Annotated in this window: 9 protein-coding genes; 5 read left to right on the top strand and 4 right to left on the bottom strand. The window is 72.4% G+C overall.

All coding sequences use genetic code 11. The annotated features are described in order from the left end of the window. The first annotated feature begins 97 nt into the window (after positions 1-97). A complete protein-coding gene (locus tag IE260_RS33085) occupies positions 98-1363 on the top strand; it encodes a TolB family protein (protein WP_189878649.1) in 1266 nt (421 codons plus the stop codon). Between the two features lie 303 nt (positions 1364-1666). After that, on the top strand, positions 1667-3271 hold the full coding sequence (gene cimA, locus IE260_RS33080) for a citramalate synthase (protein WP_189878647.1): 1605 nt from the start codon (positions 1667-1669) through the stop codon (positions 3269-3271). A gap of 54 nt (positions 3272-3325) precedes the next feature. On the opposite strand, the gene IE260_RS33075 is transcribed toward cimA, so the two are convergent. Then, positions 3326-4009 carry an SLATT domain-containing protein gene (locus IE260_RS33075; RefSeq protein WP_189878645.1) on the bottom strand — a complete coding sequence of 228 codons (684 nt, stop codon included), beginning with the start codon at positions 4007-4009 and terminating at the stop codon, positions 3326-3328. 266 nt (positions 4010-4275) lie between these two features. On the opposite strand from IE260_RS33075, the gene IE260_RS33070 reads away from it, so the two are divergent. Continuing rightward, a complete protein-coding gene (locus IE260_RS33070) occupies positions 4276-5622 on the top strand; it encodes a hypothetical protein (protein WP_189878643.1) in 1347 nt (448 codons plus the stop codon). 16 nt (positions 5623-5638) lie between these two features. Here the strand turns inward: IE260_RS33070 and IE260_RS33065 are convergent, their stop codons facing one another. Continuing rightward, positions 5639-6799, bottom strand: a complete 1161-nt coding sequence (locus IE260_RS33065; protein WP_189878642.1) for a Cmx/CmrA family chloramphenicol efflux MFS transporter — start codon at positions 6797-6799, stop codon at positions 5639-5641. A 561-nt stretch (positions 6800-7360) separates the two neighbouring features. Between IE260_RS33065 and IE260_RS33060 the strand changes: the two genes are divergently transcribed. Beyond that, a complete protein-coding gene (locus IE260_RS33060; RefSeq protein ID WP_189878639.1) occupies positions 7361-7909 on the top strand; it encodes a cysteine hydrolase family protein in 549 nt (182 codons plus the stop codon). Here IE260_RS33060 and IE260_RS33055 read toward each other — a convergent pair. Both IE260_RS33055 and hpnR read right to left on the bottom strand, forming a co-directional pair. Continuing rightward, positions 7899-8501, bottom strand: a complete 603-nt coding sequence (locus IE260_RS33055) for a YceI family protein (RefSeq protein ID WP_189878637.1) — start codon at positions 8499-8501, stop codon at positions 7899-7901. The two genes, IE260_RS33060 and IE260_RS33055, sit on opposite strands and share 11 nt — an antisense overlap. Before the next feature lie 106 nt (positions 8502-8607). Beyond that, the gene (hpnR, locus tag IE260_RS33050) at positions 8608-10089 is read right to left on the bottom strand and encodes a hopanoid C-3 methylase HpnR (protein ID WP_189878635.1); all 1482 of its coding nucleotides are present in this window, start codon (positions 10087-10089) and stop codon (positions 8608-8610) included. Positions 10090-10307: 218 nt separating this feature from the next. Between hpnR and IE260_RS33045 the strand changes: the two genes are divergently transcribed. Continuing rightward, a complete protein-coding gene (locus IE260_RS33045; protein ID WP_189878633.1) occupies positions 10308-12671 on the top strand; it encodes a polysaccharide lyase 8 family protein in 2364 nt (787 codons plus the stop codon). Positions 12672-12953 lie beyond the last annotated feature (282 nt).

The raw sequence follows: 12953 nt of genomic DNA, 5'->3' as shown, positions 1-12953 counted from the left end.
CCTGCCGCGTGCGATGCGTTTGGCTCGGGGGGAGCCCTCGGCGCGGGGCCGGGGGAAAGGCGTCAACGGGGATACAGGGGGAACAGTGCACAGATCCATGCGTGGAGCGTCCGTCGCGGTGCTCGCGGGGGCGATGGTCGCGCTGTCGGCGACCTCGGCGGCACCGGCGCCGAAGCCGGGCACCGAGAGGGTCACGCTGGCGGCGACGGGAGAGCAGGGCGACGGCGACTCGTACGGCCCGCAGCTCAGCGCCGACGGCCGGTTCGCGGTCTTCTCGGGGTACGCGTCCAACCTGGTGCCCGGCGACACCAACGCGCTCGCCGACGTCTTCGTGCGCGACCTGCGCAAGGGCACCGTCGAGCGGGTCAACGTCGGCCCGGACGGCGTGCAGGCCGACGGGGACTCGTCCGCGCTCGCCGTCAGCTCCGACGGGCGGTACGTCCTGTTCCGCTCCCAGGCCAGGAACCTGGTCGAGTGGGAGACACCGCCCGCGGACGCGGGGGCGTACGACATCTACCTGCACGACCGGCGCACCGGCACCACCGAGCGGATCAGCGTCGGCCTCGACGGGGGTTCCGCCCACGCGGGCGGTGCCGTCATGTCGGCGGACGCCCGCTACATCGCCTTCAACGCCAAGGCCGACCGGATGGAGCAGGAGCCCGGCGACCTCTTCGGAGCCGTGTACGTCCTCGACCGGCGCACCGGCGCCGTGGAGCGGATCAGCAACCGCGACCGCCCGTCCAACCCCGCCCTGCTGCAGGCCATCAGCGCCGACGGCCGCCATGTGGCGTACACCCAGATGGTGCCGCGCAGCTCAGGCGGCGCCACCTGGGTCCACGACCGCCGCACCGGTACCGAGGAGCAGGTCAACGTCAGGGCGGACGGCACCCCGGCCGAGCGGTATGCGTTGCCCGCCTCGCTCTCCGCGGACGGCCGGACCATCGCCTTCCAGTACTGGGGCGACGACCTGGTGCCGGGCGAGACCCCCGGGGACGACACCCACCTCTACGTCCGAGACCTGCGCGCGGACGTCACCCGGCGCGTCGATCCGGGAGCGGCCGGGGAGGCGGGGCCCCGCCAGCCGGTGCTCAGCCCGGACGGCCGGTATCTGGCCTACCAGGCGGATCCCCGGTCGGCGGACGGGCGGCTCGGACCGGCCAACGTCTACCTCCGTGACCTGCGCACCGGCACCACCCGTACGGTCAGCGAATCCGTCGCCGGGGGCCCGGTGACAGACGCCCCCGTCACGGTGTCCTGGGTGAGCGCCGACGCCCGGCGCATCGGCCTCGGCAGCGACTCCGCGCAACTCGTCCCGGGCGACACCAACGGCCACTACGACGGCTTCGTCCGGCGCCTTCGCTGAACGCCCTCTGTTCGCATCCTGAGACGGACGGTGAGCACGGGGACGGAATGTGCCAGACTGCCCCCGTGCTCTCGTTCGCCATGGTTATTGGCAGCAGGCGCGCCGGTCCGCAGTGACCGCCACGTACGACCAGGTACGGGCGGACACCGTCGTCCTCGACCCGCGCGCAGACCTCTCGCACCCGCGAGAGGTTTTTCGTTTTCCTGGCCCACCACAAGCCGGGAGGGGAGCGCGAGGGATCATAGGGGCGGTGGAGCCGGTCATTCCGGTAGACCGAGATCCCATATCAGGAGCCTTCAGATCATGACCGCTACCAGCGAACTCGACGATTCCTTCCACGTCTTCGACACCACCCTGCGCGATGGCGCGCAGCGCGAGGGCATCAACCTCACCGTCGCGGACAAGCTGGCCATCGCACGGCACCTGGACGACTTCGGCGTGGGCTTCATCGAGGGCGGCTGGCCCGGCGCGAACCCGCGGGACACCGAGTTCTTCGCGCGCGCCCGGCAGGAGATCGACTTCCGGCACGCCCAGCTGGTCGCCTTCGGCTCCACCCGTCGCGCCGGGACCACCGCCGCCGAGGACCCGCAGGTCAGGGCACTGCTGGAGTCCGGTGCCCCGGTGATCACCCTGGTCGCCAAGTCCCACGACCGGCACGTGGAGCTGGCGCTGCGCACCACCCTCGACGAGAACCTGGCGATGGTCCGCGACACGGTCTCCTTCCTCAGGGAGCAGGGCCGCCGGGTCTTCGTCGACTGCGAGCACTTCTTCGACGGCTACCGCGCCAACCCCGAGTACGCCAAGGCGGTGGTCCGCACGGCCTCGGAGGCCGGGGCCGACGTCGTCATCCTCTGCGACACCAACGGCGGCATGCTCCCGGCGCAGATCCAGGCCGTCGTCTCCACGGTGCTGGCCGACACCGGCGCCCGGCTCGGCATCCACGCCCAGGACGACACCGGCTGCGCGGTGGCGAACACGCTCGCCGCGGTCGACGCCGGCGCGACCCACGTCCAGTGCACGGCGAACGGCTACGGCGAGCGCGTCGGCAACGCCAACCTCTTCCCGGTGGTGGCCGCCCTGGAGCTGAAGTACGGCAAGAAGGTCCTCCCCGAAGGGCGCCTGAGCGAGATGACCCGCATCTCGCACGCCATCGCCGAGGTCGTCAACCTCACCCCCTCCACCCACCAGCCCTACGTCGGCGTCTCCGCCTTTGCCCACAAGGCGGGCCTGCACGCCTCCGCCATCAAGGTCGACCCGGACCTGTACCAGCACATCGACCCGGAGCTGGTCGGCAACACCATGCGGATGCTGGTCTCCGACATGGCGGGCCGCGCCTCGATCGAGCTCAAGGGCAAGGAGCTGGGCATCGACCTCGGCGGCGACCGGGAACTGGTCGGCCGGGTCGTGGAGCGGGTGAAGGAGCGGGAGCTCAAGGGCTACACCTACGAGGCGGCCGACGCCAGCTTCGAACTGCTGCTGCGCGCCGAGGCCGAGGGCAGGCCCCTGACGTACTTCGAGGTCGAGTCCTGGCGGGCCATCGTCGAGGACCGCCCCGACGGCACCCACGCCAACGAGGCCACCGTCAAGCTGTGGGCCAAGGGCGAGCGCATCGTCGCCACGGCCGAGGGCAACGGACCGGTCAACGCCCTGGACCGGGCCCTGCGCGTCGCCCTGGAGAAGATCTACCCGCAGCTCGCCAAGCTGGAGCTGGTCGACTACAAGGTCCGCATCCTGGAGGGCAAGCACGGCACCCAGTCCACCACCCGCGTACTGATCTCCACCTCCGACGGGGCGGGGGAGTGGTCCACGGTGGGCGTGGCGGACAACGTCATCGCCGCCTCCTGGCAGGCCCTGGAGGACGCGTACGCCTACGGGCTGCTGCGGGCCGGGGTGGAGCCGGCGAAGTAGCGGGGGTCCCCCCGCCGGCCCGGGTGGGCGTCGGGAGGTCCGCCGCGGCACCCGTCACAGGGCCGTGTCGCGGGGACGCTGCGTCTGGTCGGCTGTCCGCTCACGCCCGGGCAGCCGGTCCAGCCGGAACAGACCGGTGGGGCCCGGCCGCTGACCTGAGGCGTGCGCCGTGGAGCGGGTGAGCTCCTCCATCCCGTCCGCCAGATAGCCGACCCACGCGGCGCTCTCCTCCTCCATGAGGCGCTGGGCGTCCGCGCGGAGCCGCTCGATCACTCCCAGGAGCGCGGCCGTCTCCTTGTCGCTGGGCGACTCGGTGCTCTTCAGGAAGGTCTGGGTCCACTCCGACTGGGCCCGCTTGAGGACCTGCTGCAGTGCCAGTTCGGTGCGTATGTAGCGGGTCCAGGAGGCGGAGAAGCCGAAGATCCGGTCGAAGAGCACGCAGCCGGCGCCTCCGGCCAGGAAGACGAAACCCCACTCGGCCGGCACGGCCGTCGGGTCGGCCGCGTGCACCAGCGGGGTGATGGTGCCGACGATGCCCAGCAGTGCGGCGAGGGCGCGCAGCGAACGCGACCACCGGGAGGGGCCCCGGCGCCGGGCCAGGTACCAGCCGATGGCGGTGGTCACCTCGCTCTCCGCGTGCCGGAACAGCTCCCACAGGAGGTCGGCCCGCGTGCGTGACCGGTCCAGTTCGGTGAGTTCGGACACCGTCATGTCCGCGGCCCTGCGTCTGCCCAGCATGCCCGCCCCTGTCCTTCAGCTGTAGCCCGTCGGCCGGCCGGCCCACGGGGGCGACTGCATCGTATGCGCAGCCGCCTCGTCTGTCGCAGGAGTTCAAGTGCTGGTGGTGACCGGTGTGTTGGGGCGACTCGTGCGCCACGGGCGCCCGGTGCGGGTCCCGCCGGGTCCGGCGCCGGCGCCCCCGGAAGGGACACCGACTCGGACGGGCTCGGATCAGCCACCGGTGACGATGTCTCTTTGTCCTGTATTCGGGTACTTTCGAACATATGAAGGGCGCCCGCATTCCCGTTCTCGTACGCCTGCTGGTCGTGCCGGTCCTCGCCGCACTGGCGGCGCTGACGGCCGGTGCCCCGGGTGCGCACGCGGCCACCGACGTCTCCGAGATCGCCGCGGCCCTGCGCGAGAGCCCCGTCTACGTCGACCCGGCCGCCTCCGACCTGCTGTCGCGGGCGGACGCGGATGCGCTCGCCGACAAGATCGAGGACGCGGACAAACCCGTCTTCGTGGCGGTCCTCCCGGACGGCTACCCCACGGCGAACCTCTTCCAGAACCTCCGTACCGAAACCGGTGTCACCGGTCTGTACGGCATCCGGCTCGGCGACCGCTTCGACGCCCGCGCCGACAGCAGCGTGCTCAGCCGCCAGGGAGTGGAGAACCTGGTCACGGCCGTGCAGGGGGCGGGTGACCCCAAGGCCCAGCTGAACGACTTCGTCGAGGACGCGCTGCGCAGCGTGCGCGGCGCGGCCCCGGCGTCCTGGGACACCGGCGGCGAGTCCGTCCCCACCGGGGCGCTGATCACCACCGGCGCCATCCTGGTGGCCGGCGGCGCGGGCGCCTACGCGCTGGTACGCCGCAACCGGCGCCGCCACGAGGAGGAGCAGCGGCAGGCCCTGGAGAAGCTGCGGGTGGTGGTGGACGAGGACATCACGGCGTTCGGCGAGGAACTGGACCGGCTGGACTTCCACCCGGCGGAACCGGGCGCGGACGACGCGATGCGCGCGGACTACGAACGCGCGCTGGACGCCTACGAGCAGGCCAAGACGTACATGGCGGAAGCCCGCCGGCCGGAGGACGTCCGCGCGGTCACCCAGGCCGTGGCGGACGGCCGGTTCTCGCTCGCCCAGCTCGCCGCCCGCCGGGAGGGCACGCCGCTGCCCGAACGGCGCCCGCCCTGCTTCTTCGACCCGCGCCACGGCCCCTCCGTCGCCGACGTCACCTGGACCCCGTCGGGCGGCGCCACCCGCGAGGTGCCCGTCTGCGCCGCGGACCGCACCCGTCTGGCCGAGGGCCGGGACCCCGAGATCCGCGAGGTGGACACCGACTACGGCCGCCGCCCGTACTGGGACGCGGGTCCCGCGTACGGTCCCTGGGCGGGCGGATACTTCGGCGGCGGCATCCTGCCCGGCCTGCTGGTCGGCACCCTGCTCGGCAGCATGATGGCCACCCCGGCCTACTCGGCCGACTACGGCGCCGGGTACGGCGACTTCGGCGGCTACGAGGGCGGCGACGTCTCCGGTGCGGACTTCGACACCGGAGACTTCGGCGGCGGCTTCGGCGACTTCGGCGGTGGTGGCGGCTTCGGCGGCGGAGGGGACTTCGGCGGCGGATTCTGACCGCGCGCTCCCCGCGTCAGCGCACCAGGGCGGCCTCCCGCCGGCGGAAGCCCACGGCGGCCGTCGCGAGGCAGAGGGCGACGAGTCCGGCGCTGACCCACAGCGGCGAGCGGTACCCCAGTCCGGCACCGATCGCGGTGCCCCCGGCCCAGGGGCCCAGCGCGGCGCCCACGTTGAACGCGGCCGTGGCGAAGCCGCCGGCCAGGGTGGGGGCGCCGGGTGCCGCGTAGAGCACCTGTGAGATCAGCGTCGAGCCCACGCCGAAGGACAGGGCGCCCTGCACGAGCACGAGGCCGAGCGCGCCGGCCGGACTGCCGGCGCCGAGCGCGAGGGCGACCCATCCGGCGCACAGCGCGGCCCCGCCCGCCATCAGCACCGGCACGGGCCACCGGTCGGCGAGCCGCCCGCCGACGCTCACCCCGATGAAGGATCCCGCCCCGAACAGCGCCAGCACGCCGGGCACCCAGCCGCTGCCGAGCCCGGTGACATGGGTGGCCAGCGGGGCCAGAAAGGTGAACGTGCAGAAGGTCGCCCCGTTCACCAGGGCGCCGAGCAGGAGCGTGAGCCGGAGCCGGGGGCTGCGCAGGGCCCGGAGCTCGGCACCCAGTGCGGGGCGTTCCCCGGCGTCGGCGCTCCCGCCCGGCACCGACCGGGCGACGGCCACCACGGCGGGCAGCGACAGCAGCACCACCGCCCAGAAGGCCGAGCGCCAGCCCCACACCTGCCCGAGCAGCGCCCCGGCGGGCACCCCGATCACGCAGGCCAGGGTCACCCCGCCGAGCAGCATGGACGTGGCCCGCCCCTTGGCGTCCGGCGGGACCATACCGACGGCGGTCACCAGGGCGACGGCCAGGAATCCGGCGTTGGCTAGCGCACCGGCCACCCGGGTGGCCAGCAGTACCGCGAAGCTGTCGGTGAGGGCACCGACGGCATGGACGGCGAGGAAGGCCAGGAGGAACGCGAGCAGCGCGCCCCGCCGGGACCACCGCCGGCCGAGCACGGCCATCAGCGGTGCCCCGACCACCATTCCCACCGCGAAGGCGGAGGTGAGCGCCCCCGCCGCCGGGACGGAGACCCCCAGATCCCGGGCGATGTCCGGCACCAGACCGGACAGCATGAATTCGGACGTTCCCTGCGCGAAGACAGCAAGGCCCAGCAGAAGAAGAGCGAACGGCATGAAGAAACTCCGCACCCCGAAGTCGACGTCGAACACGACACGGCGGACGGCCGTCCGGCGGCGGTGACGACATGCCGACTCGACGGAGTGCGTGGAGCGCGCCTCCTCAGCCCGACGTCACGAACAGCCACCGGAGAGCCGGTGGCCGGAGTCTGGACGCCTCGGGACTGTTCACGGTGGCAGACTAGCGCGCCCCACAACGACCGGACCACGGATTTCCACCCGGCCACGACCTCAGCCGGGGCCTCAGGCCACCGCGAGGGGCGCTGAGGCGGGCGCGCCGGTCGCCGAGCGGTCGGAGCGGCGGAGGGGCCCGGCGGCTTCCTGACCGTGGGTCGACCGGGGAGATCGGCGCCGCGCGGGTCTGCCGCGCGGCGGTTGGCGCGCCCACAACGACCGGACCACGAATTCCCGCCCGGCCACGACCTCAGCCGGGGCCTCAGGCCACCGTGACGGTCGCCGGGCGGGCGAGTGGCGGAGGGGCCGGAGCGGATTCGCGGCGGTCGGGTCAGCGGGGAAATCCGGCGGCGCGGGGGTCTGCCGCGCGGCTACGGTGAGCCCATGCCGCACACCGCCGCGCTTCTCGTCATCGACATGCAGAACGCCCTGGTCGACATCGCGCACCGGGCCACCGAGACCGTGGCCGCGATCGCGGGGCTGAGCGAGCGGGCCCGGGCGGCGGGCCTACCCGTGGTGACCGTGCGGCAGCGGGACGGGGAACTGGTGCCCGGGACCGAGGGCTGGCGGGTCGTGGCGGAGCTGACGCCCCGAGAGGGGGAGCCGGTCGTCGACAAGACGACGCCCGACAGTTTCCTGGACACCGGCCTCGACGGGATTCTGCGGGCGCTCGGTGTCACCGAGGTGATCGTGACCGGGTTCGCCACGGAGATCTGCGTGGACACGACGGCTCGGCAGGCGCTCAGCCGGGGTTACGACCTGGTTTTCGTGGCCGACGGGCACACCACCTCGCGGCGCGGTGAGGCGGACGGCGACGACCTGGTGCCCGCCGATCGTTCGATCCGCCAGTACAACACGATCTACCGGACCATTGGCTGGCCCGGCCGCCGTATCCGGGTCCGGGTCGCCGCCGACGTGGACGTCACTGCTTGATCGCCGAGACGTCGAAGTTCAGCTTGATCTTGTCGGACACCAGGACGCCACCGGTCTCCAGGGCCGCGTTCCAGGTCAGACCCCACTCCGAGCGCAGGATCTCGGCCTTGCCCTCGAAGCCGACGCGCTCGTTGCCGAAGGGGTCCTTCGCGACGCCGTTGAACTCCAGGTCGATGGTGATCGGCTTGGTGGTGCCGAGGACGGTCAGGTCCCCGGTGATGCGGTAGTCGTCGCCGCCGAGGGCCTCCGCCTTGGTGGAGCGGAAGGTCATCGTCGGGAACTCGTCCGTCCTGAAGAAGTCCGAGCTCTTGAGGTGGCCGTCACGGTCGGCCGATCCCGTGTCGATGCTGTCCATCGTCACGTCCAGGGACGCGGTGGAGCGGGCCGGGTCGCTGCCGTCCAGGTGCAGCGTGCCGCTGAAGTCGAGGAACTTGCCCTTGACGTTGGTGACCATGGCGTGCCGGGCGACGAAACCGATCGTGGTGTGCGACGGGTCGATCGCGTAGTCGCCGGTCAGTGCGGCGAGGTCCGGGTTGACGGCGGCGGGGGCGGCGGCGGAGCGGGTGGCGGACTTGTTGCCGAAGAGGCCCATGATGTACTCCCGAGGTGATCGTTGAACGTTCAATCAGTGCAACGAGAACGACGGTAGACCTATTCCGTTCAATATTCAACATCATCCGCCGTGTTTCTCGAACCGATCACTCCCGCGCCTGCCTCGCCCCCCGGGTGTGGACGTACAGCCGGCGCCGGTCCCCGACGTCGACGGGCTGCGGCAGCGGCAGTTCGTAGCGCACGGGCATCCGGTGGTCGGCGAGCTGCCGGCGCGGGTTGTACACCTGGTTGAACTTCCACAGCATGCGGGCGAAGTTGGTCTGCCCGCGCAGCAGATTGCGGCCGAGGATGCGCGCCGCGCCGAACGCGGTGCGCAGACCCAGGTGCTTGCGGTTGATCACGGCCTGGGTGCGGACCAGCTCCTCGTAGAAGCGTTCCAGCGGCAGCGTGGTGGGGACCACGGCGTGCTGGATGTCGAAGAGGCGGTAGTCGCGGGTGGTCAGCCGGCGCGACTCCGTGTGCCAGATCTCCGTGCCGGGATACGGCGTCATCACGGTGAAGTGCACGATCTCCGGAACGGACAGGGCGAACTCCCGCACCACGCGGAACCGCTCCTCGTCCCAGGCCGGATCGACGATGAGGTTGATGGCGACCTGGATGCCCATGCGGCGGGCGGCCTCCAGGGCCCGGAAGTTCTCGTCGGGGCTGATCCGCTTGCGGAACAGGTCCAGGCCCTCGGCGTCGATGGCCTCCATGCCGAGGAACATGTAGCGCAGGCCCAGCCGCGCCCACCGCTCGAACACCTCGGGGTGGCGCAGCAGCACGTCGCTGCGCGTCTCCAGGTAGTACTGCTTGCGGATGCCGCGCCGCTCCACCTCCTCGGCGATCGCGTTGCCGTGCTCGGGCCGGATGAAGGCCACGTCGTCGACGATGAAGACGTTCGGCTCGCGGATCCTCGCCAGATCCTCCGCCGCCGCCTCGGGGGAGGCCTTGCGGTAGCTGCGGCCGTAGAAGGTCCAGGCCGAGCAGAACGAGCAGTCCCAGGGGCAGCCGCGGGTAAACTCGATGGACGCGCACGGGTCCAGTTCCCCGATGAAGTAGCGGCGGCGGTTGCGCATCAGGTCGCGCGCCGGGAGCGGGGAGTCGATGCTGTGCAGCATCAGCGGCGCCGGGCCCCGCCCCGAGGCGGTGACGACTCCGGGCACGCCGTCGACCCCGCCGTCGCGGACCGCCTCCAGCAGCGGGGTGATCGCCGGCTCGCCCTCGCCGCGGACCACCGCGTCCACCGCGCCCGCCGCCTGCTCCAGCACGTCCTCGGCGACGAAGGAGACGCTGTGCCCGCCGAAGAACACGAAGCAGTCGGGCACCTCCCGCTTCACCTTCGCGGCCAGGTCGATCGCCTCCGGGATGTTCGCGAGGTAGTTCAGCGATACGCCGACGGCCTGGGGCCGGAACGACCGGACCTCGTCGCGCAGCGTCGCCAGGCCGAGCACCTGGAGGTCCACGACCCGGACCTCGTGCCCCGCCTCGCGGGCCGCACCCGCCACCCGTTCCAGGCCGAGGGGTTCGAGCCGCAGGAAGATCTCTGAGTACATCAGCGCACTGGGGTGGACGAGCAGCAAACGCATGGGTCACCTCGTCACGGGATCGGCGGATCGACAGCGAACCGGAACGAAGGGGAACCGGAACGAACGGGAACTCTGCCCCCTTGCTATCCGGCGGTCCCGGCCCCCGCACCGCCCGTACCGCCGCCTGGCGGCACCCGGCGCACGCACGGGTGGCGCCGTCCGCCCGCCGGTGTTCCACGAGACGTCGTTCCGCTTCCCCCGCCGACGTGGTAAACGGCATGAGCATGACTTCACCGCGGCCCCCACGACGTCCCGCCGTCCCGCCCACCCGCCGTGCCGTCCTGCTCGCGGCGGCCCTCGCAGCCACCCTCCCCCCGGCGCTCGCCACCCGCGCCACGGCCGCGGACGAACCCGCCGCCGACCCCTACGACGCCCTCCGCAGACGCTGGCTCGACATCGCCCTCGGCACCGGTTACGACCCGGCCGCCGAACCGTACGCCGCCCGCCTGGCCGAGACCGGCGAACTCGCCCGCGGCTTCGCCGCCACCATGACCCCGGCTCCCACCTCCCTGTGGCCCGGCCGTCCCTTCGACCCGCCCTCCGGCATCACCTTCAGCTACGGCCGCCTGTGGACCATGACCCAGGCGTACGTCCAGCAGGGCACCGGCAGCACGGGCGACGAGGCCCTCCTCGCGGCCGTCCTGCGCGGCCTCGACCACCTCTCCGCCACGGTGTACAACCCCGCCACCACCCGCTACGGCAACTGGTGGGAATGGCAGATCGGCAGCCCCCGCCTCCTCACGGACATCACCGCCGCCCTGTACGACCACCTCGGTTCCGACCGCGTCGCCGCCGCCTGCGCCGCCGTCGACCACTTCGTCCCCGACTCCGCGCTCGGCGACTACACCGGCACCTCCACCGGCGCCAACCGCGTCGACCTGTGCCGCTCCGTCGCCCTGCGCGGCATCCTCGGCCGGAATCCCGCAAAGATCGCGCTGGCCCGCGACGCGCTCTCGCCGGTCTTCCCGTACGTCACCGAGGGCGACGGCCTCCACGCCGACGGCTCGTTCGTCCAGCACACCTGGGTGGCCTACTCGGGGACGTACGGCCAGGTCCTGCTGGACGGCCTCGGCCGCCTGTTCACGCTGCTCGCCGGATCGGAGTGGGAGGTCACGGACCCCGCCAGGCAGATCGTCCTCGACAGCGTCGAGCACGCCTACGCGCCGCTGATCCACGACGGACTGGTCATGGACGGCGTCAACGGACGCGCCATCAGCCGCGGCCTCCTCAGGAGCGACGACCGGCACGTGATGCGCAGCGACCACTTCCACGGGCAGCAGCTCATCGCGGCCATGGCGATCCTCGCCGGCGGTGCGAGCGACGCCGAACGGCGGCGCTGGTACGCGCGTATCAAGGGCTGGATCGAACGGGACACCGTCACGCCCGTCCTGACGGCCCCGCAGTTCCCGGTCGCCGACCTGGCCCGGCTGCGCGCGATCGCCGACTCCCCGGTCGAGGCGGCGCCCGAACCCACCGGGCACCGCCTCTTCGCGGCCATGGACCGGGCCGTGCACCGCGGCCCCGGCTTCACCGCCGGCCTCGCCATGGCCAGCGACCGCATCGCCCACTACGAATGCGGCAACGGCGAGAACCCGCGCGGCTGGCACACCGGTGCCGGGATGCTCTCCTGGTGGCCGGCCGGCCGCTCCGACCAGTACACGGACTGGTTCTGGCCCACCGTCGACTGGTACCGCCTGCCCGGCACCACCGTCTCCACCAAGCGGCTCCCCGACCGGGCGGGCGGCGAATGGGGCGCGCCCAAGCCCGCCGTCCGCTGGGTCGGCGGCACCACCGACGGCGAGTACGCGGCGGTCGGGCAGCATCTGAAGGGGCTCGGCTCGACCCTCGAAGCCCGCAAGTCCTGGTACTTCCTCGCCGACGCGGTGATCTGCCTGGGCGCCGGGATCACCTGTTCGGACGGCGTCCCGGTCGAGACGGTCGTCGACAACCGCAATCTGGGGGAGGGCGGCACCGACGCCTTCGTCCGCGGACCGGGCTGGGCCCACCTGGAGGGCCACGGCGGCTGGATCGTCCCCGAGGGCGATCTGCGGGCCCTGCGAGAGGACCGTACCGGTGCCTGGTCCGACATCAACACCACCAGCACGACCGAGCGCCGCACCCGGCGCTGGCAGACCCTCTGGCTGGACCACGGCACCGACCCGACCGACGCAGGCTACGTCTACGTCCTCATGCCGGGCGCCTCCCGACGGACCGTCGCCCGGCGTGCCGCCGACCGTCGTTGGCTCTCGGTGCTCGCCAACGACGCCGGATGCCAGGCCGTCGCCGTCCCCGCGCTCGGTCTGACCGCCGCGAACTTCTGGCGGGCCGGCACCGCCGGCCCCCTCACCACGACGGCGGGCGCGAGCGTGCTCGTCCGCCGCCGGGGGCGCACCGCTACCCTCTGCGTGAGCGAGCCGCCGCGCACGGGGCAGCCGCTGGAGATCGTCTGGGACCACCCGGTGCGGGGCGCGCTACGGTCCGACGAGACGGTCGAGATCCTGGCGACGGGCCGCCGACTGCGCCTCCGTGTCACTCCAGGGGTGGTATGCGGCACCCACGAATGTGAGGTGACTCTCAGCTGACGGCTTTGTGTGACTCCTACAACCCACAAGCCCTCTGAGCAGTCGAAACGGCTGCATGGCGTCCGGGTTCTGTTCAGGGGCACCAGGAAAACACGTCGGAGACTGTACGGAGTCGACGGCTCGCATTCCGCGGTCTGCTTCGTAAGGTCACTACATGACCGTTTTGGATGAGGCGCCGGGTGAGCCGACGGACGCGCGCGGACGAGTGGCGGAGCTGCACGAGATCCGTGCGCGGGCACTGGCCGGTCCGGGCGAGAGGGCGACCGAGGCGCAGCACGCCAA

The organism is Streptomyces viridiviolaceus (assembly GCF_014650995.1).
GTDB lineage: Bacteria > Actinomycetota > Actinomycetes > Streptomycetales > Streptomycetaceae > Streptomyces > Streptomyces viridiviolaceus.
This window is presented reverse-complemented; position numbering and strand designations above follow the sequence as displayed.